The 23,770-nt window shown below is 42.3% G+C and carries 20 protein-coding genes; 10 read left to right on the plus strand and 10 right to left on the minus strand.

The window, feature by feature from the left end; all coding sequences use genetic code 11:
- Window positions 1-146: 146 nt before the first annotated feature.
- A complete protein-coding gene (gene clpB / locus V7O62_RS13685; protein WP_406656897.1) occupies window positions 147-2,804 on the plus strand; it encodes an ATP-dependent chaperone ClpB in 2,658 nt (885 codons plus the stop codon).
- 132 nt (window positions 2,805-2,936) lie between these two features.
- Here clpB and V7O62_RS13690 read toward each other — a convergent pair whose 3' ends face one another.
- Window positions 2,937-3,794, minus strand: coding sequence for a TrmB family transcriptional regulator (locus V7O62_RS13690; RefSeq protein ID WP_406656898.1), 858 nt, complete (start codon window positions 3,792-3,794; stop codon window positions 2,937-2,939).
- A 751-nt stretch (window positions 3,795-4,545) separates the two neighbouring features.
- On the opposite strand from V7O62_RS13690, the gene V7O62_RS13695 reads away from it, so the two are divergent.
- From V7O62_RS13695 to V7O62_RS13725, 7 genes are all read left to right on the plus strand, one after another.
- A complete protein-coding gene (locus tag V7O62_RS13695; protein ID WP_406658307.1) occupies window positions 4,546-6,906 on the plus strand; it encodes a hydrophobe/amphiphile efflux-3 (HAE3) family transporter in 2,361 nt (786 codons plus the stop codon).
- Window positions 6,903-8,042 carry a COG1361 S-layer family protein gene (locus V7O62_RS13700; protein WP_406656899.1) on the plus strand — a complete coding sequence of 380 codons (1,140 nt, stop codon included), beginning with the start codon at window positions 6,903-6,905 and terminating at the stop codon, window positions 8,040-8,042. Before V7O62_RS13695 ends, V7O62_RS13700 begins: the two co-directional genes overlap by 4 nt.
- A complete protein-coding gene (locus V7O62_RS13705; protein WP_406656900.1) occupies window positions 8,039-9,145 on the plus strand; it encodes a COG1361 S-layer family protein in 1,107 nt (368 codons plus the stop codon). Before V7O62_RS13700 ends, V7O62_RS13705 begins: the two co-directional genes overlap by 4 nt.
- A 391-nt stretch (window positions 9,146-9,536) precedes the next feature.
- Window positions 9,537-10,232 (plus strand): DUF169 domain-containing protein, encoded by a 696-nt coding sequence (locus tag V7O62_RS13710; protein WP_406656901.1) that lies wholly within the window; start codon window positions 9,537-9,539, stop codon window positions 10,230-10,232.
- 529 nt (window positions 10,233-10,761) lie between these two features.
- The gene (locus tag V7O62_RS13715; protein WP_406656902.1) at window positions 10,762-11,310 is read left to right on the plus strand and encodes a nitroreductase family protein; all 549 of its coding nucleotides are present in this window, start codon (window positions 10,762-10,764) and stop codon (window positions 11,308-11,310) included.
- A 121-nt stretch (window positions 11,311-11,431) separates the two neighbouring features.
- Entirely contained in the window at window positions 11,432-12,229 is a 798-nt protein-coding gene (locus V7O62_RS13720) for an SDR family NAD(P)-dependent oxidoreductase (protein ID WP_406656903.1), read from the plus strand.
- Window positions 12,230-12,288: 59 nt separating this feature from the next.
- Window positions 12,289-13,167 carry a radical SAM protein gene (locus V7O62_RS13725; protein ID WP_406656904.1) on the plus strand — a complete coding sequence of 293 codons (879 nt, stop codon included), beginning with the start codon at window positions 12,289-12,291 and terminating at the stop codon, window positions 13,165-13,167.
- Window positions 13,168-13,212: 45 nt separating this feature from the next.
- On the opposite strand, the gene V7O62_RS13730 is transcribed toward V7O62_RS13725, so the two are convergent.
- Complete coding sequence (locus V7O62_RS13730; RefSeq protein ID WP_406656905.1) at window positions 13,213-13,548, minus strand: hypothetical protein; 336 nt, start codon at window positions 13,546-13,548, stop codon at window positions 13,213-13,215.
- Window positions 13,549-13,750: 202 nt separating this feature from the next.
- Between V7O62_RS13730 and V7O62_RS13735 the strand changes: the two genes are divergently transcribed.
- Complete coding sequence (locus V7O62_RS13735) at window positions 13,751-15,016, plus strand: GTP-binding protein (protein ID WP_406656906.1); 1,266 nt, start codon at window positions 13,751-13,753, stop codon at window positions 15,014-15,016.
- Window positions 15,017-15,054: 38 nt separating this feature from the next.
- On the plus strand, window positions 15,055-16,113 hold the full coding sequence (locus V7O62_RS13740) for a GTP-binding protein (protein ID WP_406656907.1): 1,059 nt from the start codon (window positions 15,055-15,057) through the stop codon (window positions 16,111-16,113).
- Window positions 16,114-16,157: 44 nt separating this feature from the next.
- On the opposite strand, the gene cfbA (V7O62_RS13745) is transcribed toward V7O62_RS13740, so the two are convergent.
- The 8 genes from cfbA (V7O62_RS13745) to V7O62_RS13780 form a co-directional block, all read right to left on the minus strand.
- Window positions 16,158-16,580: a sirohydrochlorin nickelochelatase gene (cfbA, locus tag V7O62_RS13745; protein ID WP_406656908.1), complete on the minus strand. Its 423-nt coding sequence runs from the start codon at window positions 16,578-16,580 to the stop codon at window positions 16,158-16,160.
- A gap of 262 nt (window positions 16,581-16,842) precedes the next feature.
- On the minus strand, window positions 16,843-17,238 hold the full coding sequence (cfbA, locus tag V7O62_RS13750; protein ID WP_406656909.1) for a sirohydrochlorin nickelochelatase: 396 nt from the start codon (window positions 17,236-17,238) through the stop codon (window positions 16,843-16,845).
- A gap of 150 nt (window positions 17,239-17,388) precedes the next feature.
- A complete protein-coding gene (gene fdhD / locus V7O62_RS13755) occupies window positions 17,389-18,210 on the minus strand; it encodes a formate dehydrogenase accessory sulfurtransferase FdhD (protein ID WP_406656910.1) in 822 nt (273 codons plus the stop codon).
- Window positions 18,207-19,520, minus strand: a complete 1,314-nt coding sequence (locus tag V7O62_RS13760) for a formylmethanofuran dehydrogenase subunit B (protein WP_406656911.1) — start codon at window positions 19,518-19,520, stop codon at window positions 18,207-18,209. Before V7O62_RS13760 ends, fdhD begins: the two co-directional genes overlap by 4 nt.
- Window position 19,521: 1 nt before the next feature.
- Complete coding sequence (locus V7O62_RS13765) at window positions 19,522-19,911, minus strand: molybdopterin dinucleotide binding domain-containing protein (RefSeq protein WP_406656912.1); 390 nt, start codon at window positions 19,909-19,911, stop codon at window positions 19,522-19,524.
- A gap of 10 nt (window positions 19,912-19,921) precedes the next feature.
- On the minus strand, window positions 19,922-20,731 hold the full coding sequence (locus V7O62_RS13770) for a formylmethanofuran dehydrogenase subunit C (protein WP_406656913.1): 810 nt from the start codon (window positions 20,729-20,731) through the stop codon (window positions 19,922-19,924).
- A 4-nt stretch (window positions 20,732-20,735) separates the two neighbouring features.
- Window positions 20,736-22,490 (minus strand): formylmethanofuran dehydrogenase subunit A, encoded by a 1,755-nt coding sequence (locus V7O62_RS13775; RefSeq protein ID WP_406656914.1) that lies wholly within the window; start codon window positions 22,488-22,490, stop codon window positions 20,736-20,738.
- 1 nt (window position 22,491) lies between these two features.
- A complete protein-coding gene (locus tag V7O62_RS13780) occupies window positions 22,492-23,511 on the minus strand; it encodes a 4Fe-4S binding protein (RefSeq protein ID WP_406656915.1) in 1,020 nt (339 codons plus the stop codon).
- Window positions 23,512-23,770: the final 259 nt, after the last annotated feature.

The raw sequence follows: 23,770 nt of genomic DNA on the forward strand, positions 1-23,770 counted from the left end.
GAATGGTAAAGTGGGGTCGAAAGTATTAGAATCAGTACTGGATCATTGCTTTATGTTTATGCAGTAGGGTATTAAAAAAGAATTAATAGTTCCTTGACCAAAATTACAGAGGGGTAAGTCTTCGTATAATCGTGGTAGGTTAGAATATGGATCTAAATAATTTTACACAAAAAGCCCAGGAGGCAATCCAGGGCTCTACGACTATTGCTGCAAGATACAGGAATCAGCAGATTGACTGTGAACATCTTTTCCTTGCATTGCTCGAGCAGAATGGGGGTCTTGTACCAACCCTGCTCCAGAACATGGATGTATCTGTGGGAGATGTCATCCAAAAAGTCGAACTTTATCTTGAAGGGCTGCCACAGGTATCCGGCCCCGGTGGTGAGCAGGTTTACATGACCCAGACCCTGCGGAGGGTACTTGACACAGCCATGAGGGAAGCCAATAAGATGCAGGACGAGTACGTCAGTGTTGAGCATCTATTGTTGGCTATTATTGATGAGAGGAGCTGCGAAAGCAGCAGGATACTTGCCAGTGAGGGTGTGACAAAGGACCGCCTCAAACAGGCGATCAAACAGATTAGGGGCAACAGAAGAGTTACCTCGGAAAATCCTGAAGAAACTATGGAACCACTCAAGAAGTACGGTATTGATTTCACAGAACTTGCTTCCCAGGGAAAACTTGATCCTGTGATAGGCAGGGATCAGGAGATCAGGCATTCAGTGGAGATACTGTCACGCCGCAGAAAGAACAACCCTGTGCTCATAGGTGAGGCCGGTGTGGGTAAAACTGCTATTGTTGAGGGGCTTGCCCAGCGTGTGGCAAAAAGGGATGTCCCAGAGGCCATGAAAGACAAAAGGATTATTGCTCTGGATATGGGTGCACTGGTTGCTGGTGCCAAGTTCCGCGGTGAGTTCGAGGAACGGCTGAAGGCTGTCCTGAAAGAAGTTGCAGATTCAGAGGGTCAGATAATTCTGTTCATTGATGAAATTCATACTATTGTTGGTGCAGGTGCAACAGAAGGTGCTATGGATGCAGGGAACCTGCTAAAGCCCATGCTTGCCCGTGGCGAACTGCACTGTATAGGTGCTACTACTGTTGACGAGTACCGCAAGTATATCGAGAAAGATGCAGCTCTTGAACGTCGTTTCCTCCCGGTGCTTGTGGAAGAGCCAACTGTTGAGGATACCATATCCATACTGCGTGGACTGAAGGAGAAATATGAGGTACACCATGGTGTCCGTCTGAAGGACTCAGCTCTTGTGGCAGCTGCTGTTATGAGTGATCGCTATATAAGTGACAGGTTCCTTCCTGACAAGGCCATTGACCTTGTGGATGAGGCAGCAGCGAAGAAAAGAACTGCTATTGACAGTAAACCTGCGGAACTTGATGAAGCCGATCGTAAGATCATGCAACTAGAGATTGAACGTGAAGCCCTGAAAAAAGAAAAGGACGAAGCTTCCAAGGAAAGGCTCGAAATGCTGGAAAAGGAGCTTGCGGATATCAGGGCTGAATCCGATGCCCTCAGGGCCAGATGGAATACTGAGAAGGAGACTATCTCAAAGCTCGGTTCCCTCAAGCAACAGATTGAGGAGACCAAAGTGCAGCTGGACCTTGCCGAAAATGATAACAATCTCGAACTTGCTTCAAAGCTCAAATATGGTACTCTTATACCTCTCCAACGTGAATATGCAGAGGAGGAAGAGCGACTCAAGGATGTTCAGGCTGATATGCTCCTCAATGAAGAAGTAGGCGAGGAAGATGTTGCAGAGGTAGTAAGTGAATGGACTCATATCCCGGTAACAAGGCTTATGGAAGGCCAGCGTGAAAAGCTGGTGCATTTTGCTGAGAATCTTCACGAGTACATAATCGGCCAGGATGAGGCCGTCGAGGCTGTGGCGGATGCAGTCATACGTAACTATGCAGGCATAAAGGACCCCCGTAAACCTATTGGTAGTTTCATCTTCCTGGGTCCGACCGGTGTCGGTAAGACTGAGCTTGTCAAGGCACTTGCAGCTGAGCTTTTTGACAGCGAGGATAACATGGTGCGCATTGACATGTCCGAGTACATGGAAAAGCATACCGTAGCCCGTATGATAGGTGCTCCTCCGGGTTATATTGGCCATGAGGAGGGAGGCCAGCTTACAGAAGCGGTAAGAAGAAGACCTTACTCTGTTGTACTGTTTGATGAGATTGAAAAGGCCCATCCTGATGTCTTTAATATCATGCTTCAGATACTGGATGACGGAAGACTGACAGACTCCAAGGGTCGTACTGTTGACTTTAAGAACACCCTTATTATCATGACCTCCAACATCTTTGCAGGTGACCTGACAGAGATGCTTGGTGCAAGCAACGGTACTTACAGGCCGGAACAAGGTTATCCCGAACCGCAGGCGAAAAAAGAACTGAGTTATCCTGAACTCCAAATACGGGCAATGGAGGAACTTGGCAAGTATTTCAGGCCGGAATTCCTTAACCGTATTGATGAGGTCGTTATTTTCCATGCACTCAAGCCCGATGAGCTGTCACAGATAGTCGAACTGAAAGTAAAGGATCTTGAGGTAAGACTGAAGGAGAAGCGTATCCATCTTGTGATTACCGACGCAGCAAAGACTTATCTGGGTAAGGCAGGCTACAGTGAAACCTTCGGTGCAAGACCTCTTAACAGGGTTATTCAGCATGAAGTGGAAACTAAGATCGCCAAGCTCATTGTTGCGGGTAAAGTACCGGAAGGTTCAACAGTGACAGTGGACTCTGACGGAAAGGATATTCTTGTTGAAATAAAGGAAACTACACAATAAGTATGTGGAGTCACGTATAGGATAAATATATAGCAAGAAGAAAATTCTACGCGGGATGGCTACTTTACTGGCTATCCTTTTCTTATTTTTTCTTTATTTGTTGGAATTGACTTCTGCTTCGTCAGATTGTTTTCATGTAAAATTGGTTTTTTCTCCTTTAGCCCAGAGTTCGTTGAATTTTGTCTTTAGCTTCTTTGCATAATCCTTGTCATACATTTTAACTTCGCCGAAAATGATGTTGGGCTCAAGCGGGTCAGGAATCGGAATAAAGGTGAGGTAATTGTCAATAATAGCAAATTCGTAGTCACATTCAAGAATTTTAATTTCTAAATGTTGGGCAATTTTTTTTCTTGTAGCATCGTCTTCTATACTCCCAAACCTTTCCTTAAATATATTAAATGCATTAGAGGCTAATTCTCCCGGAACTATCATCTTCACATTTACTCCTTTTTTTGCAACTTCTGCGAACTCGTCGGCAACAAGTGGAAGAATCACAGTCGGATCAAAGCATTTATGCTGTTTAATATGATCTTTTTTCTTTCCCGAGTGAACCTGAAGAATTTCTTTTTCGGTTTCATCCAGGGTGTTTTTGATATTTCTCATTATATCTTCATAGCCAAGCACGGTAGACCAGAATTTGACCTCCGTGTGGTCAGGAGTGGTGATATCTGCAAACTTTTCCTCAATTTCCGCTACCTTCAATTTGAACTTTTCAAGCTCGTGTTTTGTTTCCTCTTCTTTTTTATTATACAGATTGTTAAGTGCAACCTTGGGTTTTACAGCCCTGTATTTTCTGGGTCGTGATTTCTGGGATTCAACCAGGCCCATGTTGTTGAGGTTTGAAAGTACTTCGTATATTTTTCCTACAGGTATCCCTGATATGCGTGAGAGTTCCTGTGCACCTATAATTCCTTCTTTAATCAGTGTAGCATAGGCAGATGATTCATATTTTGTAAGTCCCAGGTCTTTTAGTAGTCTCTCATTATCCATGTTTTTATTTCTCCTCTTATTATTGGAGTTGACTTCATGTTGCTTGATCTAAAACAACTAAGCAGATGTTTTAGATAAAAGTTTTGCAAAGCAAAATTCAAAACCAGTTCTGGAAAACTATATCACGAAACTTGGAAGTAGTTTTTTTAGGAGTAAAATCTTTAAATCTTTTCTAATCTTTGTATGGCTATTAATAGCTCATTACTGTTTTAAACTGCAATTCAGATTGCTATTTCTCGTCTTATTGGATTCTGTACATTCAAACATTGCGATATATGGAAAGGTTTATGTATTAATACTCTGATTATTAATTGTGTACCTACGGCAAGGCTTTTGCCGTGTAGTTTGTACCACCACCCAACCACCCCAAGAAATGAGGCATCTCTATCGGAGATGTCTCTAATTCTTTTGATTACACTTCAATAGACTCCAAAACAGGCAACATATCCAAAAAGTTAAATATAAGATTGTGTATAAATTGTCCTGCATGACTATTAATAGTCGGGTCCGTCTTAATTATAATTTACTTGCAAGGAATGTGTATGGTCAGGGAGTATCTGAAGATTCTCGGCATTACTTAGCAGAGATGAAAGTCATGCTTTTGTACAAAACAGTCTCGCATTTCCTCTCGTTTTTCTGTTTTCACCTCTGTTCAGTTGTTTTCGGGGTAAAATCCTTAAATACGAATATTACGATTAAAACAACCAAAGAAAGGTTTTATTTATCAAATCATGAATAAGGAGTGTCTATCATAAAAAACAATTTTGAAAAACTTGGAATTTTCATTGAGGGTAATTCCATCCCTATCATAATTATTGCATTATTGTTGATGATTATCTCCTTTCAGGGTGCCTCTCTGATAGAGATGGCATCAGGTACGGATACCTTTGTGGATAAGGATTCAAAACTTTACCAGGACTACGATCATCTTTTCATGAACCTGTTCAGTACCGAGTCTATTGTTGTGATGGTGGAGGGAAGTGATGTAACCCAGCCTGAAGTCCTAAAGGCAATGGATCGACTGCAGCAATCCGCAGAGAACATCCCGAACGTGCTGGAGGTAACTTCCGCGTCATCTGTCATTAAGGAAACTAACTATGAGATGACAGGGAGGAGTGAGATACCCGATGACAGGGCTGTGCTTGATAGTATTATTGAGTCAAGTGTCCCTGAGGTCTTTATGCCAGATGAAACTCATGCAGTAGTGTCCGTGGTATTTGCCGGGTCAGCTTCTGAAGCAACGCAGGAGGACATTTTGAGGGAAACCGAGAAGTCTGTAGAGCTGGCAGGCTTCCCTGCGGACTATAACCTGATTGTGACAGGACAGCCCGCATTCAACATCGATATGAATGAGCAAATGATGACAAGTATGAGTCTTTTGCTAATGCTTTCTGTTGTGCTCATGGTGATAGTTCTCTATCTTGTGTTCAGGCATGTGCGCTGGAGACTTTTGCCTCTTCCAATTGTTCTTCTCGGAATTATTTACACGTTCGGTGCAATGGGGTTCCTGGGAATTCCCATGACAATGGTCTCGATGGCTGCTTTCCCCGTGTTGATTGGTCTTGGGATAGATTATGCTATCCAGTTCCACAACCGCATTGAAGAAGAACTTGAAAAAGGTGAGTCTTCTGAAGAAGCAGTTATAGACACTATCAAACATACCGGTCCGGCAGTTCTCATAGCAGTGATAATAACGGCTCTTGGTTTCTTCTCTCTTTTCACGTCGTCTGTACCTATGATACAGGATTTCGGGAAACTTCTGATGATAGGTATAGTTATGTGCTTCCTTTCCTCCCTTTTTGTAGGAGTGACAGTCATTTATGGCCTTGACAGACTGGGAAAAAACAGTTTCATCAGGAAACTGAAACCCAAATCTGTGTCAAAGAAAAAAGTTGTGGCTGATCCTGAGAAAGATCCTGATCTTCTGGACAGGGTTATCGGAAAGACAGCTACCATTTCCATGCGTCATCCTCTCATTATACTTGGAGTTGCAGGTATCTTCTGCCTCGGTGGTATCTACGTGGATACAATGGTTCCGATAAGTACCGACACTCAAACCTTTGTACCACAGGATATGCCCGGACTTATCAATTTGGAACATATGAGTGATATTCTGGGTGGTGAGGATGAGCTTAACATTATCATAAAAACCGAGGATAATGCTGATCCTGAATTGCTTGAATGGATGGATGAGTTCGCCCAACATGAAGTGGATGGAAGGAGTCATGTATATGATTCCAGCAGCATTGTCGATGTGGTTAAGAGCCTGAATGGGGGAACCATTCCTGACAATGAGGCAGATATAGAAGCAATTTATGCTCAGATACCTGATACTACTAAAGAGAGATTCATGCATGGAAATTCCATGACAATGCTTAATCTCAATATCGGTAATGCCATGGGTGAGCTTGGGTTGGAGGGCATTGAAGCCCTGAGCGATGTGGTCGAGGAAGATATTGCCTGGATGGCTCCTCCGCCGGGTACTACTGCAACTATCACCGGAGGTTCAATGGTCTTTGTAGAAGTGATAGCCGCCCTGACATCCGGCAGGACACAAATGACACTGTTTGGTATCGTGCTGGTCTTCTTTGGTCTTCTTGTTATCTACCGCGATTACCTCAAGGCCCTGACACCTGTCATAACCATGGCAATGGTTGTTGGCTGGTCAGGTGGTATCATGTACTATTCGGGAATGGAATATAACCCGATGACGGCAACACTGGGTGCGCTTATCCTTGGTGTAGGTTCCGAATATGCAGTCCTTATGATGGAAAGGTACTTTGAGGAGAAGGACAGGGGCGCAACACCTGAAGAGGCTATGCAGGAAGCCAGTGTAAAGATTGGAAAGGCAATATTTACTTCGGGTCTGACTACGGTATTCGGTTTTTCCGCACTGATAGCTTCACCTTTTATGATCACAAGCAGCTTTGGTATGATCACAGTTATAGATGTGATACTCGCCTTGCTAGCTACGTTTATCGTCTTCCCTGCAGTAATCGTACTTCTAGATAAGCGTCGTGAGAGCAGGAAACAAAAAAAGAAATTGCAAGAAAGAGCGGTGAACTCTCCGCTTAATTCAAATGAAAAGATACCGGAGGCAAATATTACATGAAACTCCCTATCAAAAAGAGTACTAAAACAAAGATGTTTTTCATTTCCTTATCTGTCTGTATCCTTGTCGCAGCTTTGCTTGCCATGTATATGCCATCAGCAGTTGCAAAGGACTACATTCCTCCGGGCTATGAATACACCGAAAATTATTACGATGCCTATGGGGAGCCAGCACTTTTTGCATCAGTGCTCGGTGACGCCGAATTCAGCAGAGGTGAGACCGCTCAGTTAAATGTTGTCCTGTCAAACAGGGGCGTCCTGTATGGTGCTAAGTCCGTTAAGGATGTGGATGACTCAAGAGCACTTCAGCAGCTATCATTAACAGAACTGGAATACGAGTCACAGAGAACCACAGCTTATGGGGTAAAGGCAAGTCTGATCTCAGGCACTGAATTTATTGAAGTGGACCCGACAACCAGCAGCCAGACACTGGACAAGATCGCTCCGGGAGAATTGCCGGACAATTCCCTGACATTTACAGTTACCATTTCGGATAATGCGCCTGCAGGCACTTATCTTCTGGAATTGCCTGTAGACTATGAGTATCAGAGCGATGTTCGAATGACAACTACTGAGATTGCGCAACTGGGACTATCCACAGACCATGCAACATACTATACAAATGTCAATACAACTATGAGCATTCCGGTTGTCGTGGAAAGTGAATCGGATTTTACGGTAAGTGACGTTTCGGGGGGACTCACCGCAGGTCAGAGCAGTGTAATCGATGTAACATATACCAATACCGGGGAGTTACCTGCAAACGATGCTGTGGCAAGAATCATTGTTATGAAACCTCTGAGCACGGAAAGTTCCGTAAAGAGTCTGGGGACTCTTCAGCCCGGTGAGAGCAAAACTGTCTCTTATTCCATCAGTGCCGAGGGCGGTGCAGTGGAAAAGATGTATGGTATCGACAGTGAGGTCAGGTATACTGATGAAGACGGGGAAATTGCTTTCTCAGATAACATGAAGGTTAATATTGATCTCAAGGTGCCTGTCAGGCAGATGAACGTTACAGGGCTTGCACTGGCCGGAATTCTGGTTATGGGATTGGTGCTGGTAATCAAGAGTATAAGAAATAATTTAAGAAATAATGGCAATAACAAAACTAAAAATAATGAAGAGGGAAAGATATGAAAATGATCAAAAACATGGCCCGTTTAGTCCCGATCGCTTCAATGCTTTTCCTGATGTTGTTTGCTTCACAGGCATATGCTCAGGAAATGACTACAATGGATCTGGAACTCCCCGATTTTTTCAATTTTGATGAGAACTACTATACAGTATACGGTGGTCCGGATGTACAGGCAACACTTGTGGGGGATAATGAGTTTTCCCGCGGTGATGAGGTAACCATTAATGTCGATCTTATGAATAAGGGCGTCGTTACAGGTTTTGAATCTGAGGAAGATGATGATTTCCTGACTGATCTTGAGCAGAAATTGCAGCAGGCAGAAATGGGTTATGAGGCGCAAAGGACTACTGCAATCGGTATTGTTGCAATGATGAATTCAAGCACTCCCTATATAAGAGTAAAATCAGGTCCTCAGGAAGCAGGTACTCTTGCCAGTGGCCAGCAGCTGGACAATCCTGTAAAATTCAACATAGAAGTGTCAAAGAATGCCCCTGCAGGGGAATATCCTCTGGACCTGCTGATGTACTATGGTTACCAGGAAAACGTGCAGGTCGATGGTGACAATGAAACCGATCTCGGTATCACTAATATGGATGTCGGATTGTGGTATGCTGTCGGTCAGCAGATGCAGCAAATCTCTATTGTCGTTGAAGAGGAAGCGGACTTCGAAATAGTAAATGTAACCGGTCAACTTGAAGCCGGTAAGGAAGGTTTGTTGTACGTTGTTTACAAAAATGTCGGTGAAGAGGCTGTTAAAGATGCAACTGTGAGGATAAGTGCCGATGATCCTTTCAGTACTACGGATGACCAGTCGTTTATCGGATCTCTTTCACCGGGTGAGACTTCTGAAGCGGCATTCAAGCTGAAAGTGGATGAAGCAGCAGTATCCAAACCATATGCAATTAATAGTGAGATCAAGTATGAGGACAGTGACGGACACAGCCAGATTTCTGACACCATTAAGATCCAGGTAGAGACGGTTCCTGCAGGTTCCTCAGGTTCCGACATGGCAGGCTTTGCAATGATTGGTGGAGGTATCCTCGTTCTTGGACTTGTATTTGCAGGTGGCAGGAAATTGTTGAATAGCAGAAAAGAATCTAAGTGAAGCTTTCTTCCAATGCTCCTTTGGTTGCGTCATGGACACTCCGAACATAGGTTCCGAGGTTTCCGGCCTGTCCACTGCAGAGCATTGGAGAATTTAAGGTTTTCTTTGGACTAATGAAAAGCAATTCATATCTTCCTTTCTCTTTTTTTTAAACAAAATTTTAAACAAAATAAAGAACTTCTGAGAATCCCGGTCTTTTATACTAAAAGAAATATTACATAATCTACTTTTATTTTTCTTTATGATTATCTGTCATATGTTAACGCCTGTTAATTTATAGTGGCGCAGTATCATGCTTTTTTACTAATTATTCAATGGTAAGTTTGATATAGCAGTTGTGCATAATATTTGCACATCCGAGAAACTGATCTTTTTTACAGGAGTTATCACAGTGAACAACGAAGAAATTCAGAAATTAGGGAAAGAACTCATAGACGTACTTAAAATCGATACTTCTCCGGTTGCTGTACGTCTTGTTAAGGCCGATGAGGAAATTCCTGAAGGAATTCCTCATATAGATGAAAATACGAGGCATTGCCAGATGGTAGACAATGTAAGAAGGCTGGGTACGCAGTTCTACGCTTTGCTTGATGACCAGAAGTGCAAGGGCGGGGCTGCTGTAATGGGTCTGATGGAAATGAATCCAAAACTTAAGTCTGGTGAAGTTTACTACAACCTGAACCACTTCAAGACCCTTGATTCTGCAAAGACAACTATGGACAAGGTACCTATGGTCCCTGCAACTTCTATCAAGGCTGTTGTTTATTCCCCTCTTGAGAAAGCTACCTTCATGCCTGACGTGATTCTCATCATTACTAATCCCAAGAAGGTAATGGAATTATCACAGGCGTTGCTTCACAAATCAGGAGGTCGTATAAACGCAGGCTTTGCGGGTAAGCAGAGTATCTGTGCAGATGGAGTTGCTTATCCATATCTTACCGGTGAGGCCGGAGTAACCGTTGGTTGCAGTGGAAGCAGAAAATACACTGAGATACAGGAAGAGGAAATGATAATGAGCATTCCTGTTGGCATGCTGGCTGATATGGTAGAATCTGCTAAGTCCATGTTTGGTACTTACGCCTGCTGATAAGCAATATTTCAGTTATGTAATTCAGTACTGCTGTATGTACTGAATTTCTGTTTTTTTATATAGAAATGCTTTAATGCAGTTAACCAAATCAATTTGGATTTGCGATAAAAAAATGGCATAAAATATTATGCTATATACTATCTTTTTGTATTTTTGTCCAAACATTTCACTCTTTATAGATGGGCAAACATTGTGATTGTTTCTTTGTTGCAGTTTGTTGTAGCGTATTATCTCAACTACTAGATGATTAGGGGCTTCTACTTTCTACTAATTACTTCAAGAGTTGCTTCTATGGAGATTGATATTCCTTGTTGTTTCTGATATTGATCAGCTTCTCATCGATTATCATGGATTTCGTATAACTATACTTTTTGTTAGCTACTACATAAAATGTCTGTATGTGGTATATGTAACACTAAGTGTGTTTTAATAGTACACAAGATGGTTCATTGAATTTGCATTGATTAAAAAGCGATTTGCTTAAAAAATCACAAACATGAACAAATAAAACAGGAAGAAAGAGGCAATGGACGCAATTACAATGATTAAAGAACGCAGAAGCGTTCGTAAATTTAAAAATGAAAAAGTAGACAGGGAGACTATGAAGGAAATTGTTTCGATTAGTCGATGGGCACCTTCATGGGGAAATTTCCAGGTAGCGAGGTATACATTGGTTGATGATAAAAAAACTATAAAAAAACTTGCAAATGATGGTGTTAATGGATTTGTTTATAACATAAATACATTGAAAGAAGCACAAGGTGTTGCAATATTGAGCTTTGTCAAAGGTAAGAGTGGCAAATTAGATGGAGGTGATTACATCACTTCAAAAGCTAATGTTTGGGAAGTTTTTGATGCTGGCATTGCATGCCAAACATTTTGTTTAGCAGCACATGCTAAGGGTGTTGGAACCTGTATAATGGGAGCCATTAGTGATGAATCAATTTCTGAAATCGTAGGATTGCCAGAAGAAAAAACAGTATCTGCACTTGTTGTTTATGGCTATGAAGAAGAACATCCGGCACCAACTCCAAGAAAAGATGTTGACGACATAATGCGTTTTGTAGAGGTATAGCGAAAGCAAATATCGAATCGTTTGAAGTTACGTGATTCTCTTAGAAAAATATGGAGCAATTCATTGTATTCGTATTGCTTAAAAGACATGGCTAATAAAGGCTACATAGGGGGAGTAAAGAATGAAAAAGACCATATTAATAACAGGAAGTACGGATGGAATTGGAAAACTTACTGCTATAAAGCTAGCAAAAGAGGGACATACAATTTATATTCATGGAAGAAATCCGGAAAAAGTTCGTGGAGTAGTTTCTGAAATAAAAACGACAACAAAAAATGAAAAAGTAAAAGGATTTGTAGCGGATTTTTCGGATTTAGATTCAGTAAAACAAATGGCTGAACAAATCAAAAAAGAAATATCAAAAATTGATGTACTGATTAATAATGCAGGGGTTTATAGCAGTTCTCCATCTCGTAATAAAGATGGCTTGGATGTGCGTTTTGTAGTAAACTATCTAGCTCCGTATTTACTGACTAACAAGTTAATACCTCTATTAAAAAAAGGAGCAGAATCCCGCATTATAAATTTAAGTTCGGCTGCACAGTCTTCGATATCGTATAAAGCACTATCAGGAAAAGAGGAGCTATCTGAAGGAGAAGCCTATGCACAAAGTAAATTGGCATTGACTATGTGGAGTTTCTATTTAGCCAAAAAATTAAAAGATATAGCTGTAGTCGCAGTAAATCCAGGCTCATTACTTGGAACAAAAATGGTAAAAGAAGTTTTCGGAAACTTTTGGTCTCCGGCTGATAAGGGTGCAAATATTTTGTATGCTTTGTCAATTTCAGAAGAGTACAATGGGATTACTGGGAAGTATTTTGACAATGATAAAGGGACTTTTGGAATGGCGCACTCAGATGCTTATAGTGAAACGGAAATTGCCAGGCTTATCAGCATAACTAATGATCTGGTTAGTTAATCCGATTGTGCAATTAGTATTTTCTGTGTTTTATTCATGAAATTGAGGTAGAAAGTAAAATGAAGTATACAGGACCAGTTTATAGACCTCCTTATGAAGCAGGTAGTTTACTGCTCCAAGTTACAGTGGGATGTGCTCATAACAGGTGTACTTATTGTACAATGTATAAAGATGTTCAATTTGCTGCAGAGTCTATTGAACAGGTCGAAAAGGATTTGCAGGAAGCAAGAAAGCTTCATGGGGATGCTAAAAGAGTATTCCTGGTAAATGGAGATGCATTTGTATTATCTGCAAGTCGCTTAAAGCCAATAGCAGAATTAATTATAAAATATTTACCTGATGTTGAAGTTATTACAATGTACGCTTCTGTTAATAATATCAAAAGTAAAACAGACGAAGAACTTCGTGAGCTACGTGATCTGAGAATAAACGACTTGTGGGTAGGACTCGAAACAGGAGATGAAGAAGTTCTTAATTACATGAATAAAGGTTTTGCTTTAAAAGATTCATATGAGCAATTAGAACGATTAAACAAAGCTGGAATGAGGCATATTGGTATTTTCATATTTGGTGGAGCAGGCAGAGGAAAAGGTATTCAAAATGCAATTGATACAGCAAAATTGATCAATGCAACAAAGCCTTCGGCTGTAGCAGTAACTACGATGGGAGCTTTCGGTGATAGCCAGCTAGCAAAAGATGTTGAAAATGGAAAATTTGTACTGGCAACTGAATTGGAAGTTCTTGAGGAACAGAAAAAATTCATTGAACTAATAGAAGTTGAAAATGTATCTTATTTAGGTATACATGCCATAAATACAGTTACTTTTGACGCATTGCTTCCAAGGGATAGGAACAAAGCTATTAAAGTAATAGATGATGCAATTGAAAAACTAGATGATGAATTTTTAAATAGTGTACCACAACGTCACTCTATTTAAAACATTTAGAAAATAATAAGGCAAAGATTTTTGCTTTTTTGAATATCAGAATTGAGGCTTCTGATGAGAATGTCTCATGGTCGGAATGGTCTCTTTTAGCAGTGAGTGCCAGGTAAAAAAACAAAAAAGAGTGCTGAGTAAGTAACACAGACTTAGAGGACTTCCTGTAAATCTATTAAAAATGAGATTTGCAATGAGCCTGTCGCTTTCAAGGGGTTTGACATAAACGATTTTGACCTTGTGTCTGTCAAACTTGAGTTCTCTTTCATTTACTTCCCTTGAGCCTTCCAACTTAATAGTTGGTATTAGTGCAAAAATAGTTACTTCTTCTATTTTTAAATTTTCAAGTGAGTTGTTCATTAGACTTTGTTTTTTATTCAAATCCATTTGAGGACATTGTAAAATATATATTTTATAAGGGGTATTTTCTATGCTCATAAATGATAAATCAATTAAATAATGGCTGATTACAACTTGATTTTGTATTTACAAGGCTTTTTTTGGATATTCTCCAACTTTGTAGTTAAGTTTATATGGTATAAGTTGAAATTAACTTTTAATTGCATTTAAGGAGGTAGGTGAGATGGATGCAATAGTCATTGGTGGCTTTTTAGGAAGCGGAAAGACAACAACAGTAATCAACATAGGCAAAGAATTGGCTGAAAGAGGCAACACAGTTGCGATAATAGTGAATGAAGTCGGTGAAGTAGGTATTGACGGTGATCTGATATCAAAATACGGACTTGATACAAAAGAGATAACAAATGGATGTATCTGCTGCACACTGAAACTCAATATGAAAACGACACTTACAGAACTTTACAACTCATATAATCCTGATTTTATTCTCGTGGAACCATCCGGAATTGCTTTTCCCAATCTTATCAAAAGGGAACTTGAACTGATGAACTTTGGGGACAAGGTGAAGGTTGCACCTCTTGTTACTCTTATAGACGGCAGTCGGTTTAAGGACATTATGAAATCGGTCAAGGTATATGCATTAAGGCAGATAGAGGATGCGGAAATTCTGGCCATTAATAAAACAGATTTGATAGACTCTATAAGGGTACCAATTCTTGAAGAGTCCGTGCAGCAGTTAAATCCAAAAGCAAAAGTCATCAAAATGTCTTCAAATGCGAAGGATGAAGGTTTCATTGAATTGATGAGGGTGATTGCTCCGGAAACCGTTAAACATGAAGTTACAGATAAAGAAGTTTCTACAGAACATATGAAGGCAGGGGAGACAATTCATCAGGAAGCCGGACATGACCACGATGGCCACCATAACCATGCTGACCACCATCATACACACTATGATAGTGAAAGTTCAGGCCTTGCTTCATATGCAAACGATTACAGGATACTGGAAGATGACATTGATGCCGGGACTGCAAGAGAAATTGCAATAGAAATTGCTGAAAATGTCAAATCGGAAATTATTGAATTCAGTCCTGAATTTGTAGGACACATAAAAATGTTCTTGGAGACTTCAGTAGAAACTGTAAAAATAAGCATAACTTCACATTCCGAAAGTCCGGCAGTGAACATTATACAGACGGCTGTCCATTCAGGGCCCCGGTTTAAGATTTTGACAGCGATTTCCGGGATAGGGGAGGATAGTCTCGTGCATCTTGTGGATGAAAATGTTGAAAATGTATTTGCCAGCAGGAATATGACAACACAACGTCTGCATGACTCTCATGATCACGACCATCACCACGATCATGACGATGATCACCATGAGGACCATGGGCACGGACATCTGCATGAAGAAAATGATGCTATGGATGATATCTATGACCATGACATGACAGTTTGCGGTACAGGAGATGATAACTGCTTGCTTTGATTTGTAAGCAGTTTTAATTGTTCAGTGAGGAGACGTGCATGAAAATAGTAATCATCGGTGGTTTTCTAGGCAGTGGAAAAACAACTTCTGTTATCAGAATAGGAAAATACCTTCAAGAAAATGGATTGAGTGTTTCAGTGCTTGTTAATGACATTGGTGATGTGGGTGTTGACGGCCAGGTTATCAGTGAAAACGGGCTGGAATCAAAAGAAATGCTACGAGGTTGTATCTGTTGCACTCTGAAATATGCACTGGAAGGAAATATAGCACTGGTACAGGCACAATACGATCCTGATATCCTCCTTATTGAACCGACAGGCGTTGCATTTCCGCTAAGGGTGAAAGAGCAGATTGAGAAAATGGATTTTGGTCCAGAAGTAAGTATGGGTCCTGTTATAGGGGTGATTGATGGATGTAAATTCGAAGATCTGATGCAGCACTCGGGGGAAGCGATCACAAAGCAGATAGAAAATGCAGATATTGTTTTGCTTAACAAAAAAGACCTGCTAAGCACACATCAATTGTCTGAATTTGAAACAGCTATAAAAGAAATAAATCCTCATGCCACACTTCACTCTTTGTCATTGAAATGGGATGATGGTTCATTCATCAGCTTTGCAGATTCACTTCTCAGAAGCTTGAAAGATGCTCCACATCTTTCAGGAATGAATGATGAAACTACAAAAACAAACAAAAAAGTACATGCCGATTCATGTACTCCTGAAGCGGATGAGTTTAATCACTTCAATGTAAGCAGTTATGCCGATTCCTATTCTATTAGTGATTTTTCTGATCTGAATCAGGTAACTCACATAGTTCTGGAGCTGATAGAGTCGATTAAAAAAAGTATAATGAAGTTGAATCCCCGGTTCCTGGGACACCTGAAAATGCTTCTCCACACAGAATCTGTAGCATTTAAAGTCAGTGTGACCTCCTACCAGGACCAACCGGAGATAGAGTATGTCAGCACCAGAGCTCATGAAGATAGTAAAATAACTGTATTTGCAGCTGTAACTGACATTGAGCGTGATAATCTTGCAGATATTATAGAAAATGCGGTCAGTGCAAGATCAGGTCAGCTCGGTATTGTTGTCTGAATCCTAATAAAAACAAAAAAGAGTTCTGTGTAAGTAACACAGACTTAGAGTGCTTCCTGTACTCTGTTAAAAATGAGATTTGCAATGAGTCTGTCGCTTCCAAGAGGTTTGGCATAGACAATCTTTACTTTTTGTCCTTCAAATTCGATCTCACCTTCGTTGGTTTCAGGATCTAGCTTAAGCATCTCTGGAATATCCTCGGTGAGATGTACTCCGGATGCAAGGAATATGGGTGTTGCAGCTATTTTTGTTACACCAGTTCCTTCAAAGGACATGAGTGCTTCTTCAACAGTAGGTTCACTGTGCTCTACAAAGCCTACTTTGATAACATATTCCGGATACTTTTTTGAGATCATATTAGCGATCTCAGTGACTACCTGGTTATTGTATGGTAATTTGCTGCCGTGCCCAATAGTTAAGATTCCAATTTTTTCGCTCATAATGTGCTCTTCCTTCTGGAATATCATTAGCAATAAAGTATATATCTCTTTTCAAGAAGTGCATGTTTAGAACTGAAAAACCATCTATTTTACAACTGATGCAAAATACTTTGATATCTAATAGCCTAAAACATGGATTGTTGAACTCTGTCCATGATTAGTTTTAAGACTTTACTTTGATGAAGTATCTTTCAAAAGTACAAAAAAGATCGCTAATTATAAGATTAAATGAAGATTTTGAAAAAACGATTTACTGATGAAAAAAGAATACTGTGTCTATGACACAGTCTTAGAGAACTTCCTGTGCTCTCTTGAAGATAAGGTCTGCAATGAGACTGTCACTTCCCAGAGGCTTTGCGTAGACGATCCTGACTTTGTTTCCATCAAGTTCGAGTTCACCCTCGTTTGTCTCAGCATCCAGTTTGAGAATTGCAGGAATGTCCTTTGTGATGTGTATGCCTGATGCGAGGAAGACTGGTGCAGCAGCGATTGTTGTTACTCCTGTGCCTTCGAAGGACATGAGTGCTTCTTCAACTGTAGGTTCGCTGTTCTCCATGAATCCTGCTTTAACTATATATTCAGGGTGAGACTCTGCAATCATGTTTGCGATCTCTGTTACAACCTGGTTGTTGTATGGTAATCTGCTGCCGTGCCCAATAGCCAAAATTCCAATTTTTTCACTCATAATGTTACCTTCTTTCAAAATGATAGTATTATTCTTAATTGCATTTGTGTTACTTAATGCGGGTGTACTAGGGAGGTTATGTGATATAATGGTTTTGTTTTCGGCGTTAAGGGTGACTATTTCTTTGACAGGATTAACTTGTCAGAGTGTTTAGTTTATCCTCTCTTCCCCGGTATATACATACAATTTTCTCCCTCTCACAAAAGCAACCAGTGTAATCCCTGCCTCCTGTGCAAGCTCCACTGCTTCACGCACGGTGGCTCCCTTGCTTGCGACAAGTGGGAATCCGGCGTTAACTGCTTTTGAGACCATTGTAGAGGCAAGCCGGCCCGTAGTTACCAGAGCGCATCCGGAAAGGTCTATGCCGTTCATCAGAGCTTTGCCAACAACCTTGTCCATCGAGCATGCCCTTCCCACGTCCTCACAAAAGAAAAGTACTTCTCCCTGATTATTACAGATGATGGATGTGTGTGCTCCTCCGGTGCGGTGCCAGATTCTTCCTACTTCTTTTAGCTGGCCTACTGCATGGATAATGGCGTCGGTGCTAAATCCTGTATTGGAATTAACCTTTTTGACGTTGTCTTTATTGTATGATGTGGTACCGCATCTCTCAAGATGTGTGAGTTCTTCCAGTTCCGTAGTATTGATGTCGATCTCGCAGAAAATAGATTTCTCTTCTACGCTGATGGAGTCCACTTTCACATCAGGTTCTATGAATCCCTCGCAGACAAGAAATCCCAGTGCAAGCTCTCTGAGTTCCATCGGACTTGCAAAAAAAGTGGTTATATGAACGTTATTCACGAAAAGGTCGAACCTTTCCTCGATGATAACGTCCACATTGATGTGTTGTTTATTGTTCTCAGTGATCTCCAGGCACTTCAGCGGAACATAAAAGGGAGAGGAAATGTTTTCCTCATCTTTTCGGAAGACCTCAGTTTTCCTGTTCTTTTCTGAGTACCAGTTCTCACTCATGCTTCCTTCTTGGCCTTTACCTTGGCAAAGAGCTGCTTGAGGGTGTCCTCATTGCTCTTTGTTTCAGAAAATGGAGAATCTGTGAATGGTTCGAAGTGTACAGGCACATTGTCGAGCCTGTAGAACGTACCGTCACATTCCATAGCATCAATTACACCAGGAATAACAACCTCTGAAGCTGTTGTTGTGGGACATGGTGCGATATCAAGACAGACCATCGGTATGTCTGCGAGATATTTTGCACAGTCTGCAGGAATGTGGTTCACAAGGTCAGCGGACATAACAAATGCTGCGTCAACATCCTTCTCCCTGAGCAGGTCCACACAGGTTGTCTCTCCAGGGTTGTACCTTGGGTATCCCTTCATGAAGTCAAGACCGAATGGGTAACCATAGAGGTAGGAAGCAAGCTGGTTGAATCCTGCCACATTACAGTGACCTCTGAGAGCACCTATATTACACTTGGTGTAATTGTTCATCTCTTTGACGAAGTTCAGTGCGATCTCAATGTTTCTGTGTTTGCCGTATGATGATGAGACACCAAGTCCTACGTAAATAGCTACGAAGTTTGCTTCCTTCATCATCTCAATGGTCTGCTTCATCACGGAGATTGGTATTCCGGTTATCTCTTCAACGGATGGATGTGGTTCCTTGCCATTGAGGATGGTAAACAGGGCACTGAGCAGTTCGTAGTCAGTGTTTGGGTTGAGCTGCAGGTGCAGATCTGATGCGACAGCTGTGGGAGTTCTCCTTGGGTCGGCTGTGACGAGAGTCCTGTCGAACCTTCCTCTCTTGGTCCAGTAACCTCTTGGGAAAACACCATACTTTGACATGTGTCTTGGCATGGATTCCAGTGCATTGACACCCCAATAGACGATCATGTCAGCTCTGTTCTTTGCTTGACCGGCTGTAGCTCCTACCATACCTGATTCTTGGATTCCCATAACGGTTGGTCCGTGGCAGATAGTTGCGTTAGAGTCGGCTGCACCGCCAAGATATTCAGCGATGTGCATTCCTACTTCCTGGGCTTCACATGATGTCTCACTTCCAAGGAAGAATAGTGGGCGCTTTGAGTCAACAAGTATGTCTGCTGCCATCTCAAGTGCTTCTTCCCAACTGACGTCCTTGACCTTGCCGTTTTCCCTGATAGTTGGTTTAAGTATCCTGTGGGAGCTCACAACTTCCTGGAACTTGGCGTTACCCATTTTACATGCGTTCTGGACATCAATTGTACGATTCTCAGAATCCAGATCTATCTGGACGTCGTCACATGATCCTCCGCAAACAGGGCAGATAATGTTCTTGTAGACCATTTTATTCACCTCCCATGTATAGCTTCAAGACAATTTCCTCGGCGTTGAGTACCTCTTCATCGGTAGGTTCAACAATAACGGGGCTTCCCTTGTAACGTGGTGAACCTGTGGAGAATGTGTCAGGTTCAACAACCACATTGGCCCAGATAGACCTTGGTATGAATACCTGACCGGATCTCATTGCCTCGGTCACCTTCGGATAAACTGCTACCGTGTGCTTTCCATCCCTGGATGTTACAGAAACCTTTTCAGGGAATCCGAGAACTGCATAGTCCTCTGCGCACATCCAGCAGACAGCACATTCCTTTGTGTATTCTTCGGAGTACTTGTTACCGCCTTTGGCAAGCTTGCCTTCTTCGATAGTACTTCCTGTATTGAGTAATGCTTGCATGAATATCACCTCACAGACACTCATTGTTCATACAGGAAACATACAATGTGCCTTTCCCCTTCTGTGGGATAGCATAGTCTCCTGTGAACTTCTTGTATTCTCCGGCGCACTCGATATCATCGAACTTGAGGTCTGACTCAATGTCTTCCAGCTCGAATCCCGGAGTGAACTGTTCGATTGTTCCACCAATAACGATAGTACCACCGGTCATTTCTGCTCCAACTGTCCTGTGAGCATTTCCTTTTACAACGATAAGGCCGTTGTTAATTCGGATTCCGCAGAAGTGTTTTACGTTGCCGCTGATAACGATCTCTCCTCCGCTCATTCCGCCGCCAACCTGGTTAACAGCATCTCCGTCTACGACTATGCGTCCGCCGGTCATACCTTTCCAGCTGCCTCTGTATGCGGAACCGAGGTGATCTTTTGTGCTTCCTTTTATGTGAAGCAGGCCGCCTTCCATTTCCATTCCGGCCCATGAATCAGTGTCACCTTCGACAATGATTTCGCCGCCCTTCATCTCTGCTCCGACATGCATGCTGGTTGAACCTTTGACAAGGATTTTTCCGGCAGTCATGCCTTCACCGATACGCTTGACCCTTGATGCATCGCCATCGATTACAATAGTTGTTTCTTCAGCGGAAGCTGCACCGTCTCCCTTTACTTCGAAATAGTTAGAAAGAGGATACTGCACCGGTCCCTGCCAGACAAGCAACTGTCCGATCTCTTCTGCACTTTTGCCGGCAAAGTTGTCAGGTGTGACCACTTCAGCTTCAACTGTCAGGTCAAAATTTCCTGTTGGTTTAAGAGTTACTTCTGCCATATAATTACACCTCTGCATCTATCTTGATCGGAGTTGGGTTTGCAAGGTACTTGTTAGGTGTCGGATAGTTGTTGAATCCGATAGTGTAGTACTTGAACCAATCCTTGACATCGTCGAGCATGTTCTTCTCGTTGTCAGCACTGATAGCTATGTCAGTATAGTAGGTCTTCTTCTCAGGGACTGCAACGATCTCACCTTTCTGGGATACGACCTGTCCACCTTTTACGGTGTATGCTGCGTTCTCAAAGCCTCTTATGATGCTCTCGTAATCGTTAACTTCGAGTGCCTTAGGATCGATATCGTATATCGCTACATCTCCGTCTGCACCTACGGCAAGGGTACCCTTGCTGTGTGAGAGACCAATAGTCCTTGCAGCGTTTGCACGGGTGACAATGGCTATTTCATTGAGATCCATTTCTCTTGTCTCAGCAGCGAGTTCGGACCTGTCCGTTGCCCACTTGTGACATTCTGCAAAGGTATCCTGTCTTGCTTTGTTTGACATAAGCCATGCGATGACCTGTGGGTATTTTATGAATGGTCCACCGTTAGGGCTGTCGGTTGTCATGATACTCTTCCATGCATCCTTCACATAGAGCAGTACTTCAAGACCCATTGCCCACTGTACACTGTGTACAGGGTTGTTTTTCAGGTATTCGAATGGCAGTACTCCTGAACCACATTCACACTCTACATCGGTGTTGGACCACTTGTGTCCGGTAAGCATGTAGAGATCGTGGATTGCAGGACCGTCACCGGTCATGACTGTTGCATCACCGAATGGGACACATCCGCTGTCCATGACAACGTGGTCGTGGCTGTTCACGTAGTCGGTGATTCCTTTTACTCCGGATTCAAAGTCTCTCCAGGATGTTCCGCCGAATGCGTTGAACTGGCAGTGTGTAAGGTAAACAGACTCATGCCTCTGTGGCTTCATCTTAGTTTCTGCCCATTCGACATTGGTATTTGGTCTTGCCTTGACGGCTTTTGGAATCTTAAGTGAGTCTCTCGTGATCTCCCAGCACCCTGGGTGTCCGAGATTGTTTGCGTGCAGGTGTACCGGCATCGGGAAGCCAAGCATTTCGTTGAGTTCGGCGAGTCCTTTGATGATTTCTTCCGGTGTGACCTCGAAGTGGATGTTCGCCTGGTCCAGAGCACCTATGTTTTCTCCCCATCCCCAGTTCTCTACACCGGCAGGGTTGACACATTTAATACCGTAGGTCTTGTGGGTCTTCATCATCCAGGCAATGTATGCTGCAGCCTTTTCGATGTCTCCTTCCTTAAGGTATCTCATAAGGAACCAGTTGTTACCCAGTACAAGGTATCCGCCCATGTCCAACATTGGGGTTGAGCGCATTTCCTCATGGGTGTGACGTGCTTCCATTGGTGGGACTGCTGCCTCGAATACGGTTGTGTATCCCATCTTGGAATACTCGTAACCACCAAGGTAGACTGAAGGAACACTGTATCCACATCCTGAGTGTGTGATAGGTGTTTTCTTCTGGTAGAACTTGTAGTGGTCCTCAGGCCTCATCATCCTACCTACGTTGACCTTTGCTCCTGCTACGTGTGAGTGTGAGTCCACACCACCAGGCATAACGGTCTTGCCGGTTGCATCGATTTCCTTTGCATCTTTCAGTTCGGAGGCTGAAAGTTCGGTTACGACTTTACCGTTCTTTATGAAAATGTCCATCTTTTCCCCGTTGACTTCGTTGAGGGGATCGAACACATATCCGTTTTTAATTGCAATTGTTCCAGCCATATTATAACTCCCTCCTCGTGAGTTTGATAGCATCTACAGGGCATATCATGGCACAAGCTCCGTCAGAACCACAGATTTCCTGGTCTACTACCTTGACGGTACCATTCCTGACTTCAAGGAGTTTTTTACCGTCGACTTCATTGAGGTAACCTGCTCCTACTTCATCGTCAGTTGCGTTAACCGGGCATACGATTACACAGTTTCCACATCCAAGGCAAGCTTCCTCGTCGGTTTCCAGTACTGAGGTAAGTGTAGGTCTTGGCATTTCAACATTGAGAAGTTTCTTCTCAAGGAGTCCTCTCTTTTCAACTTCAGGAATAATAGCTGTCTTGGTAACTGTTATTGCATCTACCGGGCAGCACATATCACAGGCACCACAGTATATGCATGCATCAGAACGCTGTGCAACCTTGTCGACTCTCTGGCCGGCTTCCCAGTCAGGGTTGAAAAGAGCATTACATGGACATGTGTCTACACAGGTCCTACAGGCGGTACAGGTTTTCTCATCCCTGAACCAGGTTCCTTCGAATGGTTTTTCCACTGTAATTGCATCTACAGGACAGACTGACATACACCAGCTGCAGTGAATACAGCACTCGTTATCGATGATAGTTTCACCATCGACACTTGAGCTTCCGTCATCTGCAAGCCACTGTTTAACCTCAATGCAGCCCTGTGGGCACACCTGCTCACAGAGACCACAATGTACACAATTGTCATTGACGGTTGTGTCTTTAAGAGCAACACTGATGTAGCTGTTGTCATTTACAGACTTTCCAGCCTGTCTCATTTCGAGTGCGCCAGTGGGGCATGTCTTTGCACAGATTCCGCATACAATGCAGAGTTCTGACTGATTCTCAAGGAAATCCTTGTCTATAAGGCCCCTTGCAACGGCTCCTACTGAACCGATGACCAGGGAGCTTTTTGGACATGCCATGGTACACGTTCCACAACCGATACATTTCTCAGGTAAATATATCAGTTGTTTGTCGTCTTTTTCTCCAAACACTACTTCGTTCATCTGATCTCTCCGTAATCCTGCCTGTAACATTTAAATGCTTTTTTAGGTCGTTGCTGTTGACGGATACGTTACGTGAGCACTTAGACAAAACTCCACTCTATATGCAATCCGTAGAACGTTCCATAATTGAGCACTTTTTCTTTCTTTTGTGGCATGAATACGCCTTTTAAGGTAAACTCGATTATTACTGAATATAAGAACTATCAGGTTTACCGCAATTCAATTCCAAATTATCGAATAACTGGTTTTACTTCTCTTG

The sequence above is a fragment of the Methanolobus sp. ZRKC2 genome (assembly GCF_045291185.1).
GTDB lineage: Archaea > Halobacteriota > Methanosarcinia > Methanosarcinales > Methanosarcinaceae > Methanolobus.

Bases quoted from the DNA above. Each gene is read 5' to 3' on its own strand.
- fdhD (WP_406656910.1), bottom strand. From the start codon at position 18,210: ATGAGTGAGAACTGGTACTCAGAAAAGAACAGGAAAACTGAGGTCTTC.
- V7O62_RS13775 (WP_406656914.1), bottom strand. From the start codon at position 22,490: ATGGCTGGAACAATTGCAATTAAAAACGGATATGTGTTCGATCCCCTC.
- V7O62_RS13765 (WP_406656912.1), bottom strand. From the start codon at position 19,911: ATGCAAGCATTACTCAATACAGGAAGTACTATCGAAGAAGGCAAGCTT.
- V7O62_RS13725 (WP_406656904.1), top strand. From the start codon at position 12,289: ATGAAGTATACAGGACCAGTTTATAGACCTCCTTATGAAGCAGGTAGT.
- cfbA (WP_406656909.1), bottom strand. From the start codon at position 17,238: ATGAGTGAAAAAATTGGAATTTTGGCTATTGGGCACGGCAGCAGATTA.
- cfbA (WP_406656908.1), bottom strand. From the start codon at position 16,580: ATGATATTCCAGAAGGAAGAGCACATTATGAGCGAAAAAATTGGAATC.
- V7O62_RS13735 (WP_406656906.1), top strand. From the start codon at position 13,751: ATGGATGCAATAGTCATTGGTGGCTTTTTAGGAAGCGGAAAGACAACA.
- V7O62_RS13740 (WP_406656907.1), top strand. From the start codon at position 15,055: ATGAAAATAGTAATCATCGGTGGTTTTCTAGGCAGTGGAAAAACAACT.
- V7O62_RS13780 (WP_406656915.1), bottom strand. From the start codon at position 23,511: ATGAACGAAGTAGTGTTTGGAGAAAAAGACGACAAACAACTGATATAT.
- V7O62_RS13700 (WP_406656899.1), top strand. From the start codon at position 6,903: ATGAAACTCCCTATCAAAAAGAGTACTAAAACAAAGATGTTTTTCATT.
- V7O62_RS13715 (WP_406656902.1), top strand. From the start codon at position 10,762: ATGGACGCAATTACAATGATTAAAGAACGCAGAAGCGTTCGTAAATTT.
- V7O62_RS13720 (WP_406656903.1), top strand. From the start codon at position 11,432: ATGAAAAAGACCATATTAATAACAGGAAGTACGGATGGAATTGGAAAA.
- clpB (WP_406656897.1), top strand. From the start codon at position 147: ATGGATCTAAATAATTTTACACAAAAAGCCCAGGAGGCAATCCAGGGC.
- V7O62_RS13760 (WP_406656911.1), bottom strand. From the start codon at position 19,520: ATGGTCTACAAGAACATTATCTGCCCTGTTTGCGGAGGATCATGTGAC.
- V7O62_RS13690 (WP_406656898.1), bottom strand. From the start codon at position 3,794: ATGGATAATGAGAGACTACTAAAAGACCTGGGACTTACAAAATATGAA.
- V7O62_RS13770 (WP_406656913.1), bottom strand. From the start codon at position 20,731: ATGGCAGAAGTAACTCTTAAACCAACAGGAAATTTTGACCTGACAGTT.
- V7O62_RS13705 (WP_406656900.1), top strand. From the start codon at position 8,039: ATGAAAATGATCAAAAACATGGCCCGTTTAGTCCCGATCGCTTCAATG.